Origin of the sequence: Mycobacterium farcinogenes (assembly GCF_019739075.1) — a bacterium.
Classification (GTDB): domain Bacteria; phylum Actinomycetota; class Actinomycetes; order Mycobacteriales; family Mycobacteriaceae; genus Mycobacterium; species Mycobacterium senegalense.
The window spans coordinates 2,677,839-2,700,786 of sequence record NZ_CP081673.1 but is presented as its reverse complement, the minus strand read 5'-3'; the positions used below and the strand labels follow the sequence as shown (position 1 = coordinate 2,700,786).

The 22,948-nt window shown below is 67.2% G+C and carries 22 protein-coding genes and 1 tRNA gene; 12 read left to right on the top strand and 11 right to left on the bottom strand.

All coding sequences use genetic code 11. The features are described 5' to 3' along the window. Positions 1-11 precede the first annotated feature (11 nt). Positions 12-998, top strand: coding sequence for an NAD-dependent epimerase/dehydratase family protein (locus tag K6L26_RS12780; protein WP_064899266.1), 987 nt, complete (start codon positions 12-14; stop codon positions 996-998). Positions 999-1,047: 49 nt separating this feature from the next. On the opposite strand, the gene K6L26_RS12775 is transcribed toward K6L26_RS12780, so the two are convergent. Beyond that, a complete protein-coding gene (locus K6L26_RS12775) occupies positions 1,048-1,830 on the bottom strand; it encodes a cutinase family protein (protein WP_019345988.1) in 783 nt (260 codons plus the stop codon). Positions 1,831-2,017: 187 nt separating this feature from the next. On the opposite strand from K6L26_RS12775, the gene K6L26_RS12770 reads away from it, so the two are divergent. From K6L26_RS12770 to K6L26_RS12755, 4 genes are read left to right on the top strand one after another with little or no spacing between them, the layout of a single operon-like run. Further along, positions 2,018-2,890 carry a carbohydrate ABC transporter permease gene (locus K6L26_RS12770; protein WP_064899268.1) on the top strand — a complete coding sequence of 291 codons (873 nt, stop codon included), beginning with the start codon at positions 2,018-2,020 and terminating at the stop codon, positions 2,888-2,890. Then, positions 2,877-3,689 carry a carbohydrate ABC transporter permease gene (locus K6L26_RS12765; protein ID WP_064899270.1) on the top strand — a complete coding sequence of 271 codons (813 nt, stop codon included), beginning with the start codon at positions 2,877-2,879 and terminating at the stop codon, positions 3,687-3,689. The genes K6L26_RS12770 and K6L26_RS12765 overlap by 14 nt, the downstream gene beginning before the upstream one ends. After that, positions 3,686-5,011, top strand: coding sequence for an ABC transporter substrate-binding protein (locus K6L26_RS12760; RefSeq protein ID WP_064899272.1), 1,326 nt, complete (start codon positions 3,686-3,688; stop codon positions 5,009-5,011). Before K6L26_RS12765 ends, K6L26_RS12760 begins: the two co-directional genes overlap by 4 nt. A gap of 51 nt (positions 5,012-5,062) precedes the next feature. Next, complete coding sequence (locus K6L26_RS12755) at positions 5,063-6,055, top strand: DUF4349 domain-containing protein (protein WP_064899274.1); 993 nt, start codon at positions 5,063-5,065, stop codon at positions 6,053-6,055. Here K6L26_RS12755 and K6L26_RS12750 read toward each other — a convergent pair. Both K6L26_RS12750 and K6L26_RS12745 read right to left on the bottom strand, forming a co-directional pair. Beyond that, a complete protein-coding gene (locus K6L26_RS12750) occupies positions 5,945-6,787 on the bottom strand; it encodes an energy-coupling factor transporter transmembrane component T family protein (RefSeq protein WP_064917736.1) in 843 nt (280 codons plus the stop codon). The genes K6L26_RS12755 and K6L26_RS12750 overlap by 111 nt on opposite strands. Beyond that, positions 6,784-8,832, bottom strand: coding sequence for an ABC transporter ATP-binding protein (locus K6L26_RS12745; protein ID WP_064899278.1), 2,049 nt, complete (start codon positions 8,830-8,832; stop codon positions 6,784-6,786). The genes K6L26_RS12750 and K6L26_RS12745 overlap by 4 nt, the downstream gene beginning before the upstream one ends. A gap of 105 nt (positions 8,833-8,937) precedes the next feature. Here K6L26_RS12745 and K6L26_RS12740 point away from each other — a divergent pair, with 105 nt between their 5' ends. The 3 genes from K6L26_RS12740 to K6L26_RS12730 are packed head-to-tail and all read left to right on the top strand — an operon-like array spanning position 8,938 to position 11,374. After that, complete coding sequence (locus tag K6L26_RS12740) at positions 8,938-9,414, top strand: MarR family winged helix-turn-helix transcriptional regulator (protein ID WP_064899515.1); 477 nt, start codon at positions 8,938-8,940, stop codon at positions 9,412-9,414. Positions 9,415-9,432: 18 nt separating this feature from the next. Next, positions 9,433-10,644 (top strand): MFS transporter, encoded by a 1,212-nt coding sequence (locus tag K6L26_RS12735; protein WP_019343342.1) that lies wholly within the window; start codon positions 9,433-9,435, stop codon positions 10,642-10,644. A 52-nt stretch (positions 10,645-10,696) separates the two neighbouring features. Beyond that, entirely contained in the window at positions 10,697-11,374 is a 678-nt protein-coding gene (locus K6L26_RS12730) for a YoaK family protein (RefSeq protein ID WP_036393689.1), read from the top strand. A gap of 258 nt (positions 11,375-11,632) precedes the next feature. Here K6L26_RS12730 and K6L26_RS12725 read toward each other — a convergent pair whose 3' ends face one another. Further along, entirely contained in the window at positions 11,633-12,694 is a 1,062-nt protein-coding gene (locus tag K6L26_RS12725) for an esterase-like activity of phytase family protein (protein ID WP_064899280.1), read from the bottom strand. Then, positions 12,694-13,428: a VIT1/CCC1 transporter family protein gene (locus K6L26_RS12720; protein ID WP_064899282.1), complete on the bottom strand. Its 735-nt coding sequence runs from the start codon at positions 13,426-13,428 to the stop codon at positions 12,694-12,696. The genes K6L26_RS12725 and K6L26_RS12720 overlap by 1 nt, the downstream gene beginning before the upstream one ends. A 97-nt stretch (positions 13,429-13,525) precedes the next feature. Between K6L26_RS12720 and K6L26_RS12715 the strand changes: the two genes are divergently transcribed. Continuing rightward, entirely contained in the window at positions 13,526-15,448 is a 1,923-nt protein-coding gene (locus tag K6L26_RS12715; RefSeq protein WP_064899284.1) for an acyl-CoA dehydrogenase family protein, read from the top strand. 6 nt (positions 15,449-15,454) lie between these two features. On the opposite strand, the gene K6L26_RS12710 is transcribed toward K6L26_RS12715, so the two are convergent. Then, complete coding sequence (locus K6L26_RS12710) at positions 15,455-15,946, bottom strand: LppP/LprE family lipoprotein (RefSeq protein ID WP_019343337.1); 492 nt, start codon at positions 15,944-15,946, stop codon at positions 15,455-15,457. Positions 15,947-16,053: 107 nt separating this feature from the next. On the opposite strand from K6L26_RS12710, the gene K6L26_RS12705 reads away from it, so the two are divergent. Then, on the top strand, positions 16,054-16,368 hold the full coding sequence (locus K6L26_RS12705; protein ID WP_019343336.1) for a hypothetical protein: 315 nt from the start codon (positions 16,054-16,056) through the stop codon (positions 16,366-16,368). A 22-nt stretch (positions 16,369-16,390) separates the two neighbouring features. Here the strand turns inward: K6L26_RS12705 and K6L26_RS12700 are convergent. Then, positions 16,391-16,463, bottom strand: a tRNA-Asn gene (locus tag K6L26_RS12700). Positions 16,464-16,606: 143 nt separating this feature from the next. Between K6L26_RS12700 and K6L26_RS12695 the strand changes: the two genes are divergently transcribed. Then, positions 16,607-16,870 carry a hypothetical protein gene (locus K6L26_RS12695; RefSeq protein WP_019343335.1) on the top strand — a complete coding sequence of 88 codons (264 nt, stop codon included), beginning with the start codon at positions 16,607-16,609 and terminating at the stop codon, positions 16,868-16,870. A gap of 2 nt (positions 16,871-16,872) precedes the next feature. Here K6L26_RS12695 and K6L26_RS12690 read toward each other — a convergent pair whose 3' ends face one another. The 3 genes from K6L26_RS12690 to K6L26_RS12680 form a co-directional block, all read right to left on the bottom strand. Further along, positions 16,873-17,181, bottom strand: a complete 309-nt coding sequence (locus K6L26_RS12690) for a DUF7155 family protein (protein ID WP_230983351.1) — start codon at positions 17,179-17,181, stop codon at positions 16,873-16,875. A gap of 62 nt (positions 17,182-17,243) precedes the next feature. After that, positions 17,244-19,142 (bottom strand): DNA primase, encoded by a 1,899-nt coding sequence (dnaG, locus tag K6L26_RS12685; protein WP_064899286.1) that lies wholly within the window; start codon positions 19,140-19,142, stop codon positions 17,244-17,246. A gap of 4 nt (positions 19,143-19,146) precedes the next feature. Further along, positions 19,147-20,421, bottom strand: coding sequence for a deoxyguanosinetriphosphate triphosphohydrolase (locus K6L26_RS12680; protein ID WP_064899288.1), 1,275 nt, complete (start codon positions 20,419-20,421; stop codon positions 19,147-19,149). 59 nt (positions 20,422-20,480) lie between these two features. Here K6L26_RS12680 and K6L26_RS12675 point away from each other — a divergent pair, with 59 nt between their 5' ends. Continuing rightward, positions 20,481-22,496 (top strand): TPM domain-containing protein, encoded by a 2,016-nt coding sequence (locus K6L26_RS12675; RefSeq protein ID WP_064899290.1) that lies wholly within the window; start codon positions 20,481-20,483, stop codon positions 22,494-22,496. On the opposite strand, the gene K6L26_RS12670 is transcribed toward K6L26_RS12675, so the two are convergent. Next, complete coding sequence (locus K6L26_RS12670; protein ID WP_019343330.1) at positions 22,493-22,942, bottom strand: winged helix-turn-helix transcriptional regulator; 450 nt, start codon at positions 22,940-22,942, stop codon at positions 22,493-22,495. The two genes, K6L26_RS12675 and K6L26_RS12670, sit on opposite strands and share 4 nt — an antisense overlap. Positions 22,943-22,948 lie beyond the last annotated feature (6 nt).

Here is a 22,948-nt window from a genome sequence, read left to right as displayed (position 1 = left end):
AGCTTGACGTCATGCGTGTATTGGTCACCGGCGGTACCGGGTTTGTCGGCGGCTGGAGCGCGAAAGCGATTGCCGATGCCGGACATTCCGTGCGTTTCCTGGTGCGCAAACCGGACCGGCTGCACACCAGTGTGGCCAAGCTCGGGGTTGACGTCTCCGATCATGCCGTCGGCGACATCACCGACCGGGACTCGGTGATGGCTGCACTCGAGGGCTGCGACGCCGTCCTGCACAGCGCGGCACTGGTCGCCACCGACCCGAGCCAGACCGCGCGGATGATGAGCACCAACATGGACGGTGCGCGCAACGTGCTCGGCGGGGCAGTCGAACTGGGCCTCGACCCGATCATCCACGTATCGAGCATCACGGCGTTGTTCAATCCCGACGTGGAAACACTGGAAGCGGATCTGCCGGTGTTCGGCGGGAGCGACGGCTACGGGCGGTCCAAGGCCCAAGTCGAGATCTACGCCCGTGGAATGCAGGACGCCGGCGCGCCGGTGAACATCACCTATCCCGGCATGGTGATGGGCCCGCCGGTCGGCAACCAGTTCGGGGAAGCCGGCGAGGGCGTGGCCGCCGCACTGCAACTCGGGGCGATCCCCGGTCGCAGTGCGGCCTGGACCATCGTCGACGGTCGCGACCTGGCAGCGCTGCATGTCGCACTGCTCGAACCGGGTCGCGGGCCCCGCCGCTACATGGCCGGCGGCCACCGCATCCCGGTGGACCAGCTGGCCAAGCTGCTCACGGAGGTCGGGAACAAGACCATGTTCGCCGTCCCGGTGCCCGACACCGTGCTGCGCGTGGCCGGACAGGTGCTCGACCGCATGGGCCCCTTCCTGCCGTTCCAGACACCGTTCACCGAAGCCGGGATGCAGTACTACACCCAGATGCCGGCATCCGACGACTCACCGAGCCAACGGGATCTCGGCATCACCTACCGAGATCCACGAATCACGTTGGCCGACACGGTCGCCGGATTCCGAAGCCTCAACAGCTGACGGCCGGAAGCCCATTGGCTTCCGGCCGTCGACCTGAGTTCAGTTGACGTCAGTTCCCGGTGACCTCGCCCGCGGTCTGCACCACGGTTGCCGACGGAGCACCGCCACCCAACTGGCGGGCCACGAAGTCGGCCGCCTGGACTGCCATCCCGTTGTCCTTGTAGGAGCTGTGCGCGGCGCGGTTCAAACCGCCGGGATAGCAGATCGGGTCGCCGGGGGCACACAGCTGGATGGTCTTGGCCACGTACGGCGCACCGATCGCGATGGGCGGTGCGCTGCGGTCGGCCAAGCCCAGCACGAAGTCGTCGGGTGTGCCGAACAGCGCCACGGCCGCCACGTGCGAGGCAACCGATGCGGGCATCGGGCCGCTGATACCGGCGGGCAGGACGTATCCGGCGGGCACAGAACTCGAGGTGGTGTAGCCCGCCACCGCAGCACCCTGTGAGTAACCTCCGAGCACGATCTTGGTCGCCGGGCAGTTCGCGGCGATCGATTGGATCCGGTTGCTCGCATCGGCGATGCCGTCGACCGCCTGGCCGAAGTTCAGTGATGCCGGGTAGTTCACCCCGTACACGTCGACGGACTTGCCGGGCAGATCGGCGGTGAGTGCGTCGACGAACGCCTGGCCGGTGGCCCCCACTCCTGGTGCCTCGTTGGTGCCGCGGGCGAACACGACCTCGACGTCGGCACATCCGTCGGCGGCGTTGGCGGAGGCGATCGGGCCGGCCAGCGAACCGAAGAGCAGGGCGGCCAACGCGAGTGCGGTGAAGATCGTGGACTGTGCCACCGTGGAGATCACGCTGCCCTTTCGGGCTGACTGCGCTGTGTTCATGAGGTTAACCCCCGGTCCTTCTGTCGCTGTTACCAGCTACAAGCGCAGAGCCGGGACTTCGATTCCGGAGCGGTCAAGTGATGTACGTCATCTGAGCAAATCGCACGTCCGGGATGATCCGGAATGATTTCGGCGTTGGGCTTGCCCACCGTGACGCGTCCGATTCACCAACCGCTTTAATAGCCCGATGGCCACCTCGCGTGTCCGCACTACCGCACTGGGGTATGCGCTTGTCGCCCCCAGCCTGTTCGGCGTGGTTACTTTTCTTCTTTTGCCCATGCTCGTGGTGCTCTGGCTCAGCCTCCAGCGATGGGATCTGCTCGGGCCGATCGAGTATGTGGGACTGGACAATTGGGCCTCGGTGTTCACCGATTCCTCGTTCGCCACCTCGTTGGTGGTAACGCTGCTGTTCGTGCTTTTGGTGGTGCCGACGCAAACGGTGCTCGGCCTGATCGCTGCTTCGCTGCTGGCTCGGAGCCTGCCGGGCACCGGCTTCTTCCGCACCGTGTACGTGCTGCCGTGGATCTGCGCGCCGCTGGCCATCGCGGTGCTGTGGAAGTGGATTCTGGCCCCCACCGACGGCGCGGTGAGCACTGTGCTGGGGCGGCAGGTCGACTGGCTCACCGACCCTGGATTGGCCCTGCCGGTGGTCTCGGCCGTGGTGATATGGACCAACGTCGGATACGTCACGCTGTTCTTCCTGGCCGGCATCCTCAACATCCCCGCCGATGTGCACAACGCTGCCCGCACCGACGGCGCCACCGACTGGCAGCGGTTCCGCCACATCACCCTTCCGATGCTGCGCCCGACCATGTTCTTCGTACTGGTGACCGGAATCGTCAGCGCCGCTCAGGTATTCGACACCGTATACGCGTTGACCGCGGGTGGTCCGCAGGGTCACACCGATCTGGTGGCCCATCGCATCTATGCCGAGGCGTTCGGCGCGGCGGCAGTGGGCCGAGCCTCGGTGATGGCGATCGTGTTGTTCGTCATCCTGGTCGGCATCACGCTGCTTCAGCATGTGTACTTCCGCCGCAGGATCAGCTATGACCTCACGTAACGCACTGACCTATGCGGCCCTTCTGTTCGGCGCGGTGATCACTCTGTTGCCCTTCGGGCTCGGGCTGCTGACCTCATTCACCTCGGCCCGGCAGTTCGCCACCGATCCCCCGCTGTCGCTGCCCAGACCACCGACACTGGAGAACTACGTCGGGCTGTCGGGTGCGGGTTTCGGTCGCGCTTTCGTCGTGACCGCGTTGGTGACCGCGGTGATCCTGCTGGGTCAGCTGGTGTTCTCTGTGCTCGCCGCGTATGCCTTCGCCCAGCTGGAGTTTCCGGGTCGCGACGCGCTGTTCTGGGTCTACATCGCCACGCTGATGGTGCCGGCGACGGTGACCGTGGTTCCGTTGTATCTGATGATGGCCGAGGCCGGATTGCGCAACACCTTCTGGGCGCTGGTGCTGCCGTTCATGTTCGGCTCGCCCTATGCGATCTTCTTGCTACGCGAGTACTTTCGGTCCATTCCGCGCGACCTGATCAACGCGGCCCGCCTCGACGGCGCGCACACCCTCGACGTCATCACCCACGTGGTGGTGCCCGCCAGCCGGCCGATCCTGGCCACGCTGGCGCTGATCACCGTGGTGAGCCAGTGGAACAACTTCCTGTGGCCCTTGGTGATCACCAGCGGCAGCAAGTGGCAGGTGCTCACGGTCGCGACCGCCGGGCTGCAGACCCAGTACAACGCGCAGTGGACGCTGGTGATGGCGGCGACCACGGTGGCGATCGTCCCGCTGATCGTGTTGTTCATCGCGTTCTCACGCAACATCGTCCGTTCGATCGTCGTGACAGGCATCAAATGAGACGCTCCACCCTGCTGGCCACGGGCCTGGCCCTGACCATGGCCGTCCTACTCGCCGCCGCCGTCCTGTTGGGTCACACGACCGAGCCCGCAGGCCGAACCGTGATCACCGTGCGCTTGTGGGACCCCCAGGTCGCCGCCGCCTACCGGGAGTCCTTCGCGGAGTTCAATCGGGAACACCCGGATATCGACGTGCGGGTCAACACCGTCGCGTATTCGTCCTACTTCGACAGCCTGCGCACCGATGTGGCCGGTGGCAGCGCCGATGACATCTTCTGGCTGTCGAACGCCTACCTTGCCGGTTACGCCGACAACGGCCGACTGCTCGATATCGGAGCGACCTTGGGCCCCAATGCCGCCCGCGCCTGGGAACCCTCGGTGGTCAACCAATTCACTCGTGACGACACCCTGTGGGCGGTGCCGCAACTGACCGATGCCGGGATCGCGGTGTACTTCAACGCCGACCTGCTCGACGCCGCCGGAGTCGACCTGGCCGAACTGACCACGTTGCGCTGGTCCAACGGGCCCGATGACACCCTGCGGTCGCTTGCGTCCCGCCTCACCATCGACGAACAGGGCCGGGCGGCCGGCACCGACGGCTTCGACACCGGCCGCATCCGGCAGTGGGGCTACAACGCCGCCAACGACCTGCAAGGCATCTACCTCAACTACATCGGCTCGGCGGGCGGCATTTTCACCATCGGCGACCGCTTCGCATTCGACAACCCGCAGGCGGTCGAGGCGTTCGATTATCTGGTTCGGCTGATCAACGACGATCATGTTGCCCCGCCGGCCTCGGCCACCAACAACAACGGAGACTTCTCCCGAAACATGTTCCTGCAGGGCCGCATGGCTCTGTTCCAGTCCGGCACCTACAACTTGGCCGCCGTCGCGAACCAGGCCCGGTTCCGGTGGGGTGTGGCGATGTTGCCGGCTGGACCGAAGGGCCAAGTCAGCGTCACCAACGGCATCGCCGCAGCTGCGAACTCGGCGACCCGCCACCCGGATGCGGTGCGCGCGGTGTTGTCGTGGATGGGCAGCAAACGCGGCAACGCATACCTCGGCGCCGAAGGCGTCGCCATCCCGGCGGTGCTGGCCGCTCAGCCGGTCTACCACGACTACTGGGCGCGGCGCGGGGTTGATGTCAGCCCGTTCTTCCGGGTGTTGAACGGCCCTCGGATCCCCGCTCCGGGCGCGGCCGGCTTCCCGGCCGGATATCTTGCACTCAAGCCGTATTTCGATGAAATGTTCCTGGGCCGTCGCGATGTCGAGAAGTCCCTGGCCGATGCGCAGTGGGCGGCCAATTCCGCAGCGGCTCGCTGATCGCGAGAAAACCAGGGCCCTGACGCCGCGTAGTTCGCTTACATTGGGCTGATGCCCCAGCACACCAGTGCACAGCGCCGCCGGACAACGGTGGCGCTGTTTGCCGTAGCCACCTTGGTCTTCGCCCCGGCGTGTGCGGCCGAGCACTCGCCCAGTTCCTCGGCACCGGCCGCGCCCCAGAGCGACGCCGGATTCGCCCCGTCCGCCCCGGCGCCCGAAGCCGGCCCGTCGATGAAGGACGCACCGGTACCCACCGAGGTCAAACGCGACATCGTCAAGACGGCATCGATGTCGATCACCACCGGCAATCCGGCGGCGGTGGCGGACAAGGCGATCTCACTGGCCACCGACGCCGGCGGCCGGATCGACAGCCGCTCGGAGGACGCCGGTTCCAGTTCCGGCCGCGCACACATCGCTCTGGCGCTTCGGGTCCCGGCCGCCGAACTCGAAGGCACACTCGACGAGTTCAAGAAACTCGGCACGGTGCAGACCGTCGAGGTCCGCGCCGACGACGTGACCTCACAACGGGTCGATCTCGACGCCCGCATCACCGCCCTCCAGACCTCGGTGGACCGACTGCTCGGCATCATGCGCGACGCCAAGGACCCCGACGCGTTGATCAAGGCGGAGCAGGCATTGTCGCAGCGCCAGGCCGACCTCGACAGCCTGCGTGCCCAACGGAACCAACTCGGCGATCAGATCGACTACAGCACAGTCAATCTCGACATCACCGCCGAGCAGATCGGCGGCCCGACCCCGCAGTATCAAGGGTTCTGGGGCCAGGTCGAGCGGGGCTGGCACGGCTTGGTGTCGGTGGCCTCGGGCGTGGTGATGCTGTTCGGCCTGTTCCTGCCGTGGCTGGCGGTCGTCGTCATCGCTGCCGGGATCATCGTGGTGGCGGTCCGGCTGACCAGGTCGCGTCCGGGCTCTCGGTCAGCGTCGGGGCAGGCTGGTGGGCAGGATCGTCAGCTCCAGGGCCAAGGCACTGCCACACACCACGAGCAGGACGGCGAAGGCGATCCAGTCTCGCCGCCGGGGTCGTGACGGCGCCGCCGAGATCTGGCCCGCGCCACCGCGCGCGGTGATGGCATCACCCATCTCGTCGCCGCGGCGCAACGCCACCGTGACGGCTGCGGCCAGCAGGTCGATCAGGTTGGCCACGCGTTGTTTGCGCCGCGCTCGGAACGTCTCGGCCGGCTCGACAGGCCGCAGCCGGTGCGCCGCATATAGGGTCCGGAATTCGTCGATCAGCATCGGAAAAGCCCGCAGCGCCAGCGCAACGGTCACCGCCCAGTCGTGCACGGGGATGCGCAGCACTCGCAGCGGCCGGCCCAGGGTGGCCACCGCCGGCGCGATGTCGGCCACATTGGTCGTCCACGACACCAGGGCGCCCAGACCCAGCAACACGATCGACAACGCGGTGATGCGCAGGAAATTGAGCAGCCCGCCCAGACCCAGTTGCACCGAACCGATATCGACGAACGGCGAGCCACCGGCGAGGGCGGCGAGCGCCCCACCGATCACCAACAAGATCCACAGGAAGAAGGGAATCGACGGCAGCACACCTCGCGGGATGCGGGCCAGCCGCGCGGTCACCAGGACCAGCACGGCGACGAACATGATCGGCACCCATCCGGGGTAGAACGTCAGCAGCACGCCGATGCCCGCGACGGCCAGCAGCTTCGTGCCGGCCCACAACCGATGGATGACGGTGTCGCCGGGTACCGGGCGCAACAGCACGACGGGCTTGCGCTGACCCTGTGTCGGGGCGGTCATCGGGCACCTCCGGCAGCCGTCGGTGCGAGGGCCAGTTCGCCCTGGTGCAGATGCAGGGTGCGCGGGCACAAGCTTTCCAGGCCGGTGAAGTCGTGCGAGATGACCACCACGGTCAGCCCGTTGTTGTGCCGCAGATCCTCCAGCAACCGCAGCAGCCCCCGCTGGCTGGCAGCGTCAAGGCCGGCCAGCGGCTCGTCGAGGATCAGCGCACGCGGTGAGCGAGCCAGCAGCCCGGCCAGCACGACGCGCCGCATCTGACCGCCCGAGAGCTGATCGATGCGGCGCTGGGCCAGCGCCGCATCCAGTCCGACCATCTCCAGCGCGCCCGCGATGCGATCGTCCTCACGTGCCGCGAATCCTGCGGCCGAGGCGATTTCACGTCCGACGGTGCTGCGCATCAACTGCAGGCGGGCGGCCTGGAACGAGATCGCCACCGAGCCCACCTGCTGGGCCACCGGCACTCCGTCGAGCAGGCAGGCGCCGTAGGTGGGAACGGTCAGCCCGGCCATGATCCAGGCCAGCGTCGATTTGCCGGACCCGTTCAGGCCGTGCACCAGGACACCGTCGCCCTCGTTGACGGTGAACGTGATGTCACGCAAAGCCGTTTTCGCCCAGGGAGTTCCGCTGGCGTATTCATGTCCCACACCGGTGAGCTCGAGCACCGGTGCGCCGTGGCCGGTGCCGGACGTTGCCGCAACGGGCACCGCGGAGGTCTGCACCATGTCGGTGTTGTCGGCGGTGCCGCCGTTACCGCGCAGCGCCACGGTGCGATCGGCGGAATCGGCCTCGTCGTTGTAATGGGTGATGTGCACCAAAGACATCTGGTGGTGATCGGTCAGTCCCGACAACACGTTCATCAACGTGTCGCGCCCCTGCTGATCGACCATGCTGGTGACCTCGTCGGCGATCAGCAGCGAGGGTTCGCGGGCCAGCGCGCCGGCGACCGCCAGCCGTTGCAGTTCGCCCCCGGACAGTCCCCCGGTGTCACGTTCGGCCAACCCGTCCAGCCCGACCTCGGCCAGCAGTCGCTCGACATCGGCGGTGGCGCCGACGGGAAGCCCCCACACCACGTCGTCGGCCACCCGGGTGCCCAGCACCTGGCTCTCCGGGTGCTGCATCACCACGGCGGTGCCGCCGATGCGGCCCAGGCCCACGGCACCGGCGCGCTCGATACTGCCCGAAGTGGGTTGGCGTCCGGCCAACATGAGCATGAGAGTGGTCTTGCCCGAGCCGTTCGGCCCCGTCACCGCGACGTGTTCGCCTGGCTGCAGTTCCATCGACATCGGGCCCAACGCGTCGCGCTCGACGCCCGGGTAGCGGAACCGCACATCGGTCAGCCGGAGCGGTACGGGCGCCGGGGTTGCCCCCTCGTCGTCGTCGTCGGCGGCGTCGAGTTTGTGGACGTCGGGGACCCCGAGCAACCTGGCCAGGATGCGCGACAATGCCCACCAACCGATCATGCTCACGGAGGTGATGCTGGTGATGCCGAGGAACAGCATGAGCAGCGGCCAGTAGTCCAGCATCGTGGCGAAGGTCGCCCGCAGTGGTTCGGCCGCCGCGTCCAGCATCGGAATGCGCTCCAGGACCGTGGCGATCCCTTCGATACCTGCGCTCAGCGAATCGAAGATCAGGCTGCGCAGTCGAGTCAGCACGGACAGCGCCGCGATGATCGCCGCTCCGAACAGTGCGCCGGCCACGATGGAAGCGCAGAACGCCGTGCCGGTGCCGCGCCCGCGGCGTTTGACCACGCCGGTCAGTCCGCCGATGTAGGCGCAATCGACGACCGTCATCGCGCCACCCATGCCCGCGATCAGAAACGCGATCGTGCCGGCGGCGACGGTCGCGGCCAGCAGGACCCGCAGCCGATAGCGGTAGGCCAGCAGCCCCATCGGCACCGTGCCCAGAACCGAAAGCCCGCCCGCGAACGGCACCACCACGGCGATGATCGCGGTGGCCGCACACAGCGCCGCCATCACCGAAGCCTGCGCGAGCTCGCCAGGGGTAAGGCCGCGCCGAGGCGTCGTCGCCGGGGGTTTCGCGGTCATCGTTCGATTCTGCCAGCCGCGATCGCGGCCGGCGGGTGCCCGTTGTGTGAGCGAGAGCACGCCCGATGACTAGACTACATAGCAAATCTATGTAATATGGTGGGCATGTCGACCCCGACCGAGGATGCCACGGTATCCGACAACGCCGAACTCGGCGCTGATCTGCTGTCAGTCGTGGCCCGGTTGAACCGGCTGGCCACCCAGCGCGCCCGGCTACCGCTGCCCTGGGCCCAGGCCCGCCTGCTGTCCACCATCGAGGATCAAGGCGAAGCACGAATCTCCGACCTCGCCTACCTCGACCATTGCTCGCAACCGACCATGACCACGCAGGTCCGTCGCCTCGAAGATGCCGGCCTGGTGACCCGCACACCCGACCCCGGCGATGCGCGCGCGGTACTGATCCGCATCACCCAGCGGGGTCGGCAGACCCTGGAGCAAGCCCGGGCCGATCGCGCTGCCGCGATCAATCCGCGGCTCGAACGTTTGAGTGCCGAGGAGCGCACGACGCTGGCGGCCTCCGTCGACATCATTCGACGGCTGCTCACCGACGTCGACGAGCATCCCCTGTCGCACCAGAACTAGTTAGGAGTTACCGCCCCGATGTGGCGCCAACCCAAGGCCGTATGGGCCGTCGCTTTCGCCTCCGTCGTCGCCTTCATGGGCATCGGACTCGTCGACCCCATCCTCAAACCCATCGCCGACAACCTCAACGCCTCACCGTCCCAGGTGTCGCTGCTGTTCACCAGCTACATGGCAGTGATGGGCGTGGCCATGCTGATCACCGGTGTGGTGTCCAGCCGGATCGGCCCCAAACGCACGCTGCTGCTCGGCCTGGTGATCATCATCGCCGGGGCCGGCCTGGCCGGGATGAGCGACACCGTCATGCAGATCGTCGGCTGGCGCGCGCTGTGGGGTCTCGGCAACGCCCTGTTCATCGCCACGGCGCTGGCCACCATCGTGAACTCGGCGAAAGGCTCTGTGGCACAAGCCATCATTCTCTACGAAGCCGCGCTCGGCCTGGGGATCGCGATCGGCCCGCTGGTCGGTGGCGTCCTCGGCTCGATCTCCTGGCGCGGCCCCTTCTTCGGCGTCTCGGCTCTGATGGCCTTCGCCCTGGTGATCACCGCGTTCCTGCTACCGGCCACGCCGCGGGCCGAACGCGCCACCACCCTGGCCGATCCGTTCCGGGCGTTGCGCCACCGTGGCCTGCTCGGCGTCGCGATCACCGCGCTGCTCTACAACTTCGGCTTCTTCACCCTGCTGGCCTTCACCCCGTTTCCACTGGACATGACCGCTCATCAGATCGGGCTCATCTTCTTCGGCTGGGGTCTGGCGTTGGCGTTCACCTCGGTGGTCGTCGCCCCACGGTTGCAACACCGCTTCGGCACGGTGCGGGTGCTGATCCTGAACTTGGTCGCCTTCACCGCGGTGCTGACCGTGATGGCGGTGTGGACCGATTCCAAGGCAGTCCTGGCCTGCGGTGTGGTGATCGCCGGCCTGTTCATCGGTATCAACAACACTTTGATCACCGAGACGGTGATGAAGGCCGCTCCGGTCGAGCGCGGCGTGGCCTCGGCCGCCTACAGCTTCCTGCGGTTCGGCGGGGCTGCCGTCGCCCCGTGGCTGGCCGGGGTGCTCGGCGAGCAGGTGAACGTGCATCTGCCCTACTGGGTCGGCGCGGCCGCGGTGCTGGCCGGTGCCGGTGTGCTGTTCCTGACCCGTCCGCACCTCATCGGGATCGACGCCGAAGAGGACGAACTCGACGAGCTGACCGACGAGGCCACTGCGGTCACCGTCGGCAGCGACAGCTGACGGCACGGGCTAAATCCACCCCGAGCGGGAGCCGAACTTCCACAATGGGTGAATGTCGAAACAGTTCGACGGCGAGGCACGACTGTCGTGGGTTCTGGCGGGCCTGGCCGGCGTGCTGGGGGCGGCCGCATTCACCCACTCGGCGGGGTACTTCGTCACCTTCATGACCGGCAATACCGAGCGGGCGTTCCTCGGGCTCTTCCAGGGCGAGGAGTGGCTGGCGATCGGCGCCGCACTGCTGTTGCTCGCCTTCGTCGGCGGAGTGGTGATCGCGTCGTTGTGCCGCCGCCATCTCTGGGTCAATCATCCCCACGGCGCGACGGTGCTGACGACGCTCGCCCTGGTGGTGTCCACCGTGGTGGACCTCATCGAGCGTGGCTGGACGGCCCGCGACGTCCCATACGTCCCAATCCTGTTCGTGGCCTTCGGTATCGGCGCGCTGAACACCTCATTCGTCAAGGACGGTGAGGTGTCCATCCCGCTGAGTTACGTGACCGGGACCCTCGTGAAGATGGGCCAGGGCATCGAACGTCATATCAGCGGCGGACAGTTGGCCGATTGGCTCGGCTATTTTCTGCTGTGGGCCGGCTTCGCCGGCGGCGCCGTCATCGGCGGCCTGGTCAGCGTGGTGGTCAGCGGATCGCAGATGCTGCTGGTGGCCACCGTCGTCTGCGCCATCACCGCGAGCTACACCTACTTCTATTTCGATCGCCACGCGCTGTTGAAATAGCCGCCACGCGTTGGAGGCGGCCTGTCGCCGAGATCGACGTGAGGGTCGTGATTCGTCGAGTTTCACGACCCTGGTGTCGATCTCGATTTGCCATACGCGCTGATGCACGCTCACGACTGACCATCGTGCGGGCTCGTTACGACCGTCGAGACCGCCAATTCGGGCCGGCCCGATTCGCATTCGTAACGCCACGGCGGAAAAACCGGCCAGAAAACGCCATGGCGTTACGCACGCGAATGGTGAGCGGCGCAACCGCGCCTACAACGCGAACAACAGAAACTGCGTGAGCTGGGTCGGCGAGAAGTTGTCGTCGCTGACGGCGATCACCGATTGCCGGCCGTCGGGCAACTTGGGCCCCAACGTGATTCCCTCGATGTTGTCCAGCGGGGCCAGGCCCGGCGTGGTGGTCAGATCGGCCAGCAGCGTCTTGCTCAGCTCTGTGGAACCGTCGACCACGCTCGCGCGGTAGATCCGCACCGCCACGTGCGTGCCGAAGCCGCGCTCGATCACCAGAAAGTTGTCGTCGTCGAGCGCGACCAGATCGGACAAACCGTTCATGCCGCCCGGTCCGGCGCTCACCGGGTCCAGCAGATACGTGTATCGGCCGTCGACTACGCCGGAATCCGCGTCGAAGCGCACAATGCGGGTCAGCGCGCCGCGCTGCGCGTCGGGCGGTGGACCGTCGTCGTAGCCGGGGCCTTCCATGGCCGCCCACAAGTACCGCCCATCCGGGGTGAGCGTGAGGCCTTCCAGCGTGCTGTTGCGCCGTGGCCCGTGCTCATCGGCCGACATCTGGAAGCCGTCCGGCAACGCGAACTCGCCCAGGAAGCTGCCGTCGAGGCCCGCGGTGCGCACCCACGGGTCGAGCAGAATTCCAGCGCCGGGTCCCTCAGTGCGCCGCTCCCCCTCACTGGTCCAGTACAGCCGTTGCCTGCCGGCATCGAAGGCGATGGCCTCGGGGTCCGGCGGGACCACAGGCGGCACCGCGGCAATGTCCAGCGGACGGAACGGTTGTCCGTCGCGGTCCAGCCACGGATGGGTACCGACGAACTCGACCTCGCCGATACCGTTGTCCGACAGTGTGATCCGCGCGGTATAGAACCGCGCCGGGTTCTTCGCGGAGCGGTCGTCGCTGATGACGTAATACAGGTCGGCGGCCGGGTGGTAACTGATTCCCGACAGCCCGCCGATCACCGTACCGTCCAGCATGGCTCCCGCAGGCACTTGATGCTGGCCGAGATAGTCCAGGACGGGCGCGGCTTGCGCCGGCCCACACGCCGACACCACCATGGCGCCGGCCAACAAGATACGGCGCAGCATCAGGTGATGACGGCGCCGACCAGGATGCCGACCACGTAGGTGGCCGCGATCGCGACAGACCCGAACACCAACTGCCGCAGCCCGGCCACAGCCACCGGTTTGCGGGTGAACTTCGCCGCTACCGCACCGGCGATCAGCAGACCCACCCCACCGCAGGCCAGACCCGCCCACAAGGACTGGAAGCCGAGCAGATACGGGATCAAGGGGATGATCGCACCGATCGCGAACATGACGAAGGACGAGCCACCGGCCACCCACGGTGACGGCTTCTCCCGGGGATCCACTCCCAACTCCTGGACGAGATGAAAGTTCACCGCCTGGTTCTCGTCGCGGTGAATCTCCTCACTGGCCTTCGCCGCGGTTTCGGGTGTCATCCCCATCTCCTGAAGCATGGCCACCAGTTCGGCCTGCTCGGCATTGGGGTTGTTCAGGAAAGACCGGCGTTCGACCCTCACCTCGGAATCGACCTGCTCGTTGGCGGTGGTCACCGAGGTGTATTCGCCCAGCGCCATCGAGAAAGCCCCGGCCAGCAGCCCGGCCACGCCGCTGAGCACCACAGTCTGAGCTGACGCGCTGGCTCCGACACCGGCGATCAACGCGGTATTGCTGACCAGACCGTCCATCGCACCGAAGGTGGCCGCGCGCAGCCAGCCTCCGGTGACGTCGGCATGCCGGTGATAACTCACATGCGGCAAGCCGGTGGGCGACAGCGAATTACCGACTGAGTCCGGCATGGTTGCCAGTCTTTCCCGCACAGGTGATGCTTGTCCAGCAAGCCTTGCCTTGCTGCCAACAGCAGCACAGCGGCGGCCATACGCGTTACCGTCGGATATGACCTCAACTTCCGAGCATCTGCGAAATTCGCTGGACGGCCGCTGGCGCGACGTCAAGAACGCCATGCGAGCCAGGTTGTCGGACGAGATCTTCCGACCCCACTACACCCCGAACACTGTGATCGCCCGGGCCAAAGTGGCCGAGCAGCTCAAGATCATGGCTGCGGCCGGCGCCGCCGAAGACGGCTTCCGCAAGGAGCACGGCGGCAACGGCGACGTCGGAGCGGCCATCACCCAGATCGAGATGCTGGCCATGAGCGACCTGTCGCTGATGGTGAAGGCCGGCGTGCAATGGGGCCTGTTCGGCGGTGCCATCGAGAACCTGGGCACCGAACGTCATCACAAGGCTTACGTGCGCCGGCTCATCGACCTGGACCTGTTGGGCTGTTTCGCCATGACGGAGACCGGTCACGGCAGCGACGTGCAGTCCTTGGAGACCACCGCCACCTACGATCCGGCGACCCAGGAATTCGTCATTCACTCCCCCACCCCCACCGCCCGCAAAGACTACATCGGCGGCGCCGCCGAAACTGCCCGAGTGGCAACGGTTTTCGCACAACTGATCACCCCGGACGGCGAAGGCCACGGCGTGCACTGTTTCGTGGTGCCGATCCGAGACGACATGGGCAACGACATGCCCGGCGTCACCACGTCGGATTGTCACTACAAGGGCGGCCTTCCCGGTGTCGACAACGGCCGCATCGTCTTCGACCAGGTGCGCGTCCCGCGCGAGAACCTGCTCAACCGCTACGCCGACGTCGCCCCAGACGGCACGTACAGCTCACCGATCGAGAACCCGGGCCGACGATTCTTCACCATGCTGGGCACCTTGATCCGGGGCCGCGTCACCGTCGGCGGCAGCGCGTCGGCCGCGGCTCGGGTGGCCCTGGACATCGCCACCCGATATGCCTTGGAACGCAGGCAGTTCGAAGCACCGAAGAGCGACGAGGAAGTCCTGATCATGGACTACCTGGTGCACCAGCGCCGGCTGCTGCCGCTGATCGCCAAGTCCTACGCGCTGCAGTTCGCCCAGAACGAGCTGGTGGCCAAATGCCATGAGCTGCAGACCTCCGACGATCCGGATGCCGAGGAGCAGCGTGAACTGGAGGCCCGCGCCGCCGGCCTCAAAGCCGCCAACACCTGGCACGCCAGCCGTGCGATTCAGGAAGCGCGCGAAGCCTGTGGCGGTGCAGGCTATCTCGCCGAGAACCGGCTGATCGCCCTGCGCGCCGACACCGACGTGTTCACCACGTTCGAAGGCGACAACCACGTGCTGACTCAGCTGGTGGCCAAGGAGCTACTCACCGCCTACGCCGACGACATCAAGGGCATGAGCCCGGTCGAGTGGGTCCGGTTCGCGGCCAATTACGCCGGTGAACGGGTACTGAAACGCACTGCCGCAGAGACCATCATCCAGACCATCCTCGACACCCGTCAGGACAACGAGGAGGAAGGCAGCCTGTTCAACCGCGGCACGCAGGTCAAGATGTTCGAAGACCGCGAGGAGTACATGCTGGCCTCGGTGGCTCGGCGGCTGCAGGGCAAGGGTAAGGAGATGTCGGCCTTCGAGGCGTTCAACCACGTGCAGGACCACGTGCTGCACGCCGCGCAGGCCCATATCGATCGCGTGATCCTGGAAGCGTTCGTCGCAGGCATCGACGCCTGCGAGGACGACGCAGCGCGTGAGCTCCTCGAGGATGTCTGCGACCTGTACGCGCTGTCGGTGATCGAGGACGACAAGGCCTGGTTCATCGAGCACCGGTTCCTGTCCACCGAACGCGCCAAGGCCGTGACACGAGGGATCAACGAACGCTGCCGCTCACTGCGCCCACACGTCGAAACCCTCGTCGACGGGTTCGGCATCCCCGAGCAGTTGCGCTACGCGGCGATGCTCGACCCCGACGAGCTGGTCAACGGCTGAGCCCCCTCAGCCCTTCGGAATCGGGTCGACGGCAACAAGTTTGCCGTCGTCCCCGATCCGGAATCGCACGGTGGCAATGCCGGTCGGTGACGTGGCCGAGTCCTGGCCCTGCTGCCACTGGTAGTTCACCACCACGGTGTCGTCGGCGTTGGTGACCACGTTGATGTAGGGCCGCGGCTCCGGAGTGGCCGGACCGATCGGGGTCTGACGGTCGAAGAACAGCAGCTGCCCGACGCTGTTGGGCTCGGGGTTGGTCTGGCCCACCTGGACCCAGTACAGCCGGCAGTTGAGCGTGTGGCCACTGCCGATCTGCCGCCATTGCCGACCCGCTTCCGGCGCGGGCAGTTTCGCGATCTGATCGGCGATCGTTTCGGCGCTCGGCCCGTCCGACGGCGCGCACGTGTCCGGCTTCGGAGGCGGAGCCGACGGGGGGCTCCAGCCGCAACCGACCGCGAGGAGACCGACAAAAGCGACGATGGCGATCAGCCGTGGGTACACACCCCGAGGGTAGCGAATCAAACCGGCTCAGCGAGTGGGCTGACGGCGGCGCGTCGATAGGTGAGACTGTTTGCGATCCGACTCACCCACACCCCAAGGAGACACTGATGGCTTGGTTCCTCGCCATGGAAGGCCCCGCCAACAAGGCCGTGCTGTACCAACTGCAGGAATCAGTCAACGTCCAGCAGATCGCCGAGGAGATGGCCAGCGCGGCCACCCTCGATCGCGCCGTACCCGTTCCGGCCGTGCTGCAGAACAACCGGCAACAAGTGACCGTGTACGTGCGGCCTGCGGCATGGGGCGTATGGACGTTCTACCAACTGTCCGAAGAGGAGCGGAAAGCTCTCGCGTCGGCGGCCAATCCACTGGTGGAGGCACTTACCCAGGCGGCCCGTCAGGCTCAGACCCGGCCCCAGTCCTAGAACTGGGGTCTTGGAGAACTTGCTCCCCCGGATGGACTCGAACCATCAACCGCCCGATTAACAGTCGGGAGCTCTGCCAATTGAGCTACAGGGGACTACCTTCCGCGGAAGCTCCGCGGCCGAGCGTTGACTCTAGCGTACGGACCGCCGCTGCCGCCAACTCGCTCCCGGACGGGCGCGCCGAGGCGGCGGTGAGGCAGGATGGAGTACACACGACTGCCTGTCTGGGAGGAACACTGTGATCCGCTACGCCGCCGTGATCGCCGTCGGCTATGTGCTGGGCGCCAAGGCCGGACGACGCCGCTATGAGCAGATCGCCAGTACCTACCGTGCGGTGACCGCCAATCCGGCCACCAAGGCAGTGCTGGACGCCGGACGGCGCAAGATCGCCAAGCGGGTCTCCCCTGACCCGCAGTTCCTCACGTTGACCCCCATAGACGCAGAAACGTCGGTGTTCTCCACGAAGGAGAGCACCGACGGTTCGGCGAAAACTCGCTGGTAGGGCTAGCCGATCCCCTGGTTGATCGACGTGCCCGGAAGCAGGGGGCCGGTGACGAATCCGCCGTTGCCGCCAGCACCCACCCACGGCGTGCCGACGTTGGCAGGCATCCCGTTCGAGTAGGACAGGCACTTGCCGTCCTCCTTGTTGCCGAACCATGCCAGGCAGGCCGGCTGGGCCGAGATCTCGGGACCGGACGTCGACGTCGCCGAGAACGCCGGGGCCACCACGGCAGCGCCGGTGGCCAGCGCGAATGCGCCGACTGCGACGTAACGTCGTGTCTTCGTGCTGAACAGTGTCACCAGGTTGGTCACCGGGTTCGCCTCTTTCGCGTGTAGGGGCCCGACTGCGCCTCACCCTATCGCGATCCGGGCGATCACGCAGTCAGGTCGTCGCCGCTGGCCTGTTCCAGCAGGCTGCGCCGATAGGACTCCATCGCCACCAGGTCACCGAAGAGAGCGTGATATTCGTCTCCCTGCTCCACGGGCGACATGCGTTGCAGCTTGGACTTGACCTCGGCGATCTGGCGGCCCACCCAGACCTCCTGCAGGCGAGCCAGCACGCTGCTGATGTAGCGCGGCAGGTGCTCGTCGTCCTCGACGTTGATGGCCTCCACGCCCAGTTCGTTGACCAGGCTGGCCGCGGCCGGGGACGCGGTCTGCTCGCGGACGGCTTCGATCCACTGCGCTCCGGACTTGCCCGCCGCCGTGCCGCCCGACGCCTCGATCGCCGTCCGCACCGCGGCATACCCGGGGTGGGTGAAGCTCTCGACGGTCAACGAGTCGAACACCGGCCCGGCGATCGCCGGATACTGCAGGCCGGCCTTGAGCGCCTCCCGCTGCGGCCACAGGGTCGGATCCGTCGGGTCGGGACGCTGCACCGGGGCCGCGGCGGGTCGGGCCGCCCGCCCGGCGGACTGACGCCGCGTGTCCTTGCGGCCGCCGCTGGCTTCCTCCCGCACCCGGCCGATCACCTGCGCGACGTTGTCCCAGCCGACCCAGCCGGCCAACTGCCGGGCGTATTCGTCGCGCAGCGTCGGGTCTTTGATCCGGGCCGCCATCGGCACGCAGCGCCGCAACGCGGCCACTCTGCCCTCGGCACTGTCGAGGTCGTGTTCGGCCAGCGCACTACGAATCACGAACTCGAACAACGGGGTTCGGCGGGCCACCAGGTCACGTACGGCGCCGTCACCGGAGCGCAGCCGGAGATCGCACGGATCCATACTATCGGGCGCCACCGCCACGAACGACTGCCCGGACAGGTTCTGCTCACCCTCGAACGCCTTGACCGCGGCGGCTTGGCCCGCGGCGTCGCCGTCGAAGACGTAGATCAGCTCGCCCCGGAAGAAGTTGTCGTCCATCATCAGCCGGCGCAGCATCGACAGGTGCTGTTCGCCGAACGCGGTGCCGCACGACGCCACGGCGGTGGTCACCCCGGCCAGGTGCATGGCCATCACGTCGGTATAGCCCTCGACGACGACGGCCTGATGTCCCTTGGCGATGTCGCGCTTGGCGCGGTCCAGCCCGAACAGCACCTGTGACTTCTTGTAGAGCACGGTTTCGGGGGTGTTGACGTACTTGGCCTGGTTCTGGTCGTCGTCGAACAACCGGCGTGCGCCGAAGCCGATGGTTTCCCCAGAGGACACCCGGATCGGCCACAGCAGACGCCGGTGGAACCGGTCCATCGGCCCGCGTTTGCCCTCCCGGCTCAGCCCGGCCGCCTCCAGCTCCTTGAACTCGAAACCCTTACGCAGCAAGTGCTTTGTCAGCGTGTCCCACCCCGACGGCGCGAACCCGCAGCCGAACTGGGCGGCCGCGGCGGCGTCGAAGTTGCGCTCGGTCAGGTACTTGCGCGCCTCCGCCGCCTCGTCCGAGGCCAGCGCCTGGGCGTAGAACTCCTGGGCGGCGGCGTTGGCGGCCAGCAGCCGGCTGCGGCTGCCCCGGTCGCGCTGGACGTTGGTGGTCGACGCCCCGGTGTAGGTGACGGTGTAGTTGACCCGGTCGGCCAGTAACTCGACCGCCTCGACGAAACTGACGTGTTCGATCTTCTGGACGAAGGCGTACACGTCGCCGCCCTCGCCACAACCGAAGCAGTGGAAGTGGCCGTGATTGGGGCGGACGTGAAACGACGGGGACTTCTCGTCGTGGAACGGGCACAGGCCCTTCATCGAGTCGGCGCCGGCCCGCCTCAGCTGGACGTAGTCGCCGACGACATCTTCGATGCGAACCTTTTCACGAATGGCCGCGATATCGCGATCTGAAATCCGGCCGGCCACCGGCTCATTCTAGAGGTCTCGGTGAGCGTGCCTCGTGCACTCTTTCCAACCGGCTCTCGGTGTAGGACGCGATCTGGTCGATCACCACGCGCAGCTTGGCGCCGTCGTCGGCGGCGCGGTCGAACTCGGGTGCGAACTGGGGGTCGAGGCTGCCCGGGGCCTGCGCCCACAACGCCAGGGCGACTTCGTGGATCAGGGTGCGTTGGTCGGCCTGGATCTGCAGGTGGCGGTGGTCGGACATGATGAATTGCAGTGCGAGCATCTTGAGCAGCACCACCTCGGCGCGCACCAGCGGCGGCACCTCCAGGTCGGCAGCGAAACGCCGCAGCGGCCGATCGCCGGCGACGGCGGCCCTGGTCTGAGTGATCGCCGCATTGGCAAATCGCCCCACGAGTTCACTGGTCATGGTCTTGAGCGCGACCGACGACGCCAACGTGCCGTCGTAGCGACCCACCGCCGCCACCACCGGAACCTGGGACAACCGCTGAGCGGCGGCCAGCAGATCGTCGTGGGTGACGCTGGGAAAATTCTTGGCACCCAGGTCGGCCAGCGAGGACGCGGCGTCGGGATCGCCGAGCACGCGCAGGTCGATGCGCCCGGAGATCACACCGTCTTCGACGTCGTGTACCGAATACGCGACGTCGTCGGCCCAGTCCATCACCTGCGCCTCCAGGCACGGCCGTTCGGCGGGCGCACCTTCACGTACCCAGGCGGCGGCCTCGGCGTCGTCGTCGTAGAACCCGTACTTCTTTCGGGTGCCGAAGCTCGGCCATGGATACTTGGCCACCGCGTCCAGCGCGGCCCGCGTCAGATTGAGCCCCGCCGAACGGCCGTCCGCATCAAGAACTTTGGGCTCCAGCCGGGTCAGGATCCGGAAATTCTGGGCATTGCCCTCGAACCCGCCGAACGGTTTGGCGATCTCGTCGAGGGCCCGCTCGCCGTTGTGCCCGTAGGGCGGATGCCCGATGTCGTGGGCCAGCCCGGCCAGATCCACCAGGTCGGGATCACAGCCGAGCCCGACTGCCATGCCGCGGCCGATCTGGGCCACCTCCAGTGAATGCGTCAGCCGGGTGCGCGGGGTGTCGCCGTGCCGCGGGCCGACCACCTGGGTCTTGTCGGCGAGTCGACGCAGGGCCGCGCTGTGCAACACCCGGGCGCGGTCGCGGGCGAAGTCGGTTCGGTGCTCGGTGTCGGTCCCGGGCAGCGCAGCAGCCTTGGGTGCCTCGACCACCAGACGTTGCCGGTCGAAGTCGTCATACCACTGCGTATCCGCGTTCACCGACGCACAGTCTGCCAGGAAGCAACGCACCGACCTCGCAGCGCATTAGATTGACGGTCATGCGTATCGCCCGTCTGCTGTCCATGCTGCTCGCGATCCTGATGACCGGACTCGTGGTCGCACCGGCGGCCATGGCCGAACCGCCGCTACGGCTGGCGACCCAGCTCACCGACAACGCGGGTGTGCTGTCGGCGGCTCAGCGGGGCAACGTGCAGCGCGCCATCGACCGGCTCTACGACGACCGCCACATCAAACTGTGGGTGGTCTTTGTCGAGGACTTCGCCCGGCAGAACCCGGTCGGGTGGGCACAGAACACCATGCGGCTGAGCGATTTCGGTGACGACGATGTGTTGCTGGCGGTCGCCACGGTGGACCGGGCGTTCGCCTTCCAGGTTCCCGATACCGTCACCGATTCGGCCCGCGCCGACGACATGCGGCGCAACAGCGTGACCCCGGCCCTGCGCCGGGACGACTGGGCCGGAGCCGCGATCGCCGCGGCCAACGGGTTGAACTCCGAACCCGAATCCCCGGCCGCGCCCAGCGTGTCGTGGCCCGCCATGCTGATCGCGCTCGGCGTGGTGCTGGTGCTGGCCGGCTTGCTGTGGTGGTGGTCGCGCCGGCGCCGGGCCAAGCGCCTCCGCGCCGAGTTCGAGGCCGCCAAGCGTGTCGACCCGACCGACGCCAACGCTCTGGCATCGGTACCGCTGGAGGCGCTCGACGAGCTGTCCCGCTCGATCGTGGTGGACGTCGACAATGCCGTGCGCACCAGCGAGGCCGAGCTCGAGCTGGCTGTCGAGGAGTTCGGGGCCTCGCGCACCGAACCGTTCAGTGCAGCCCTGGCCAATGCGAAAACCGCTCTGGCCCAAGCGTTCACCGTTCGCCAGACTCTTGATGACGACGCCCCCGAAACCCCGCTGCAACAGCGTCAGCTGCTGACTCAGGTGGTGGTGTCGGCGGCCAGAGCGGACCGTGAACTCGATATCCAGAGCCAGGCGTTCGAGCAGCTGCGTGATCTGGTCATCAACGCCCCCAGCCGGCTGGACGCCATGACCCAGCAGATGGTCGATCTCACCGCACGTATCGATCCGTCCCGACAAACCCTGGACAACCTGCACACCCAGTTCGACGCGAGCGCGCTGGCCTCGGTGGAAACCAACGTGGACACCGCCAAGGAACGACTGGCCTTCGCCGACCGCAACATCACCGCTGCCCGCGGGCTGGTCTCCCGGCCGGCCACCGATCAAACCGCACTGGTCGACGCGGTGCGCGCGGCCGAATCCGGGCTGGACCAGGCCCGCACCCTGCTCGACGCCGTGGACAGCGCGGCCACCGACATCAATCGGGCCCTGGCGGGCCTGCCCGCGGCCATCACCGACATTCAGGCCGGTATCGACCAGGCGAATTCGCTACTGAGTCAACCTGGTACGCCACAGGCCGACAAGCTGGGCACCGCCCGCGACGCCGCCAAGAAGGCTGCCGATGACGCGACGGCCAACGGCAAAGCCGACCCGCTGGGTACGTTCACCCGGCTGACCAAGGCCGACGCCGAACTCGATCAGCTGTTGGCCGGTGTGCACGAACAACAGGAAGCCGCGCAGCGGCTGGCCCGGGCTCTGGAGCAGGCACTGTTCACCGCACAGTCGCGGATCAGGGCGGTGTCGGACTTCATCGAGACCCGGCGCGGCAGCATCGGCCCGGAGGCCCGTACCCGACTGGCCGAGGCACAGCGCCAGCTGCAGGCCGCCGAGGCCAAGCGAGCCGCCAACCCGAACGAGGCCGTCGCGCATGCCAACGGCGCGTCGACACTGGCCGCTCAGGCACAGAGCCTGGCCAACGATGACGTACGGGCCGCGCAACGCTCCTACACCTCCCAGTACGGCGGCGGTGGCGGGTCCGATATGGGAGCGGTGCTCGGCGGCATCCTCATCGGCAACATCCTGCGCGGAGGCGGTGGTTTCGGCGGGGGCTTCGGTGGCGGCTTCGGTGGCGGGCGCAGCATGGGACGCCCGACGTCCTACGGCGGCTCGTCACATTCGTCGGGCCGCAGCTACAGCGGTGGCGGCGGGCGTTTCTAACCGGCCTGTTCGGTCAGGCTGACCTGCCCACGGGGCACGGCGGTACCGTCCTTGCGCTGGAAGCCGATTCCGACGGGTTCTCCGGTTTCGGTTTCGACGAACCGGTACCGGCTGCTGTGCGGACGAGGCCGATGCACGTGGCCCCACTGCCCGAGCGCCGCGAGCACCGAGACGAGTTCATGCCCGGCATCGGTGAGCACATAGCGGCTGCGGGTGCGATCGCCGGGCTCCTGGTAATCCACGACCTGCAGAATCCCGGCCTCGACCAGCTCGGACAACCGGGCGCTCAGGACGTCCGGCGCGACGCCGAGCCGTTGCCGGAACTCCGAGAATCGCGATCGGCCGAGCAGCGCTTCGCGAATGATCAGGATCGCCCACCGCTGGCCGAGCACCGACATGGTGCGGGCGATCGGGCAGGCGTCGTCGGACCACGGATCAGTACGCATGCGACA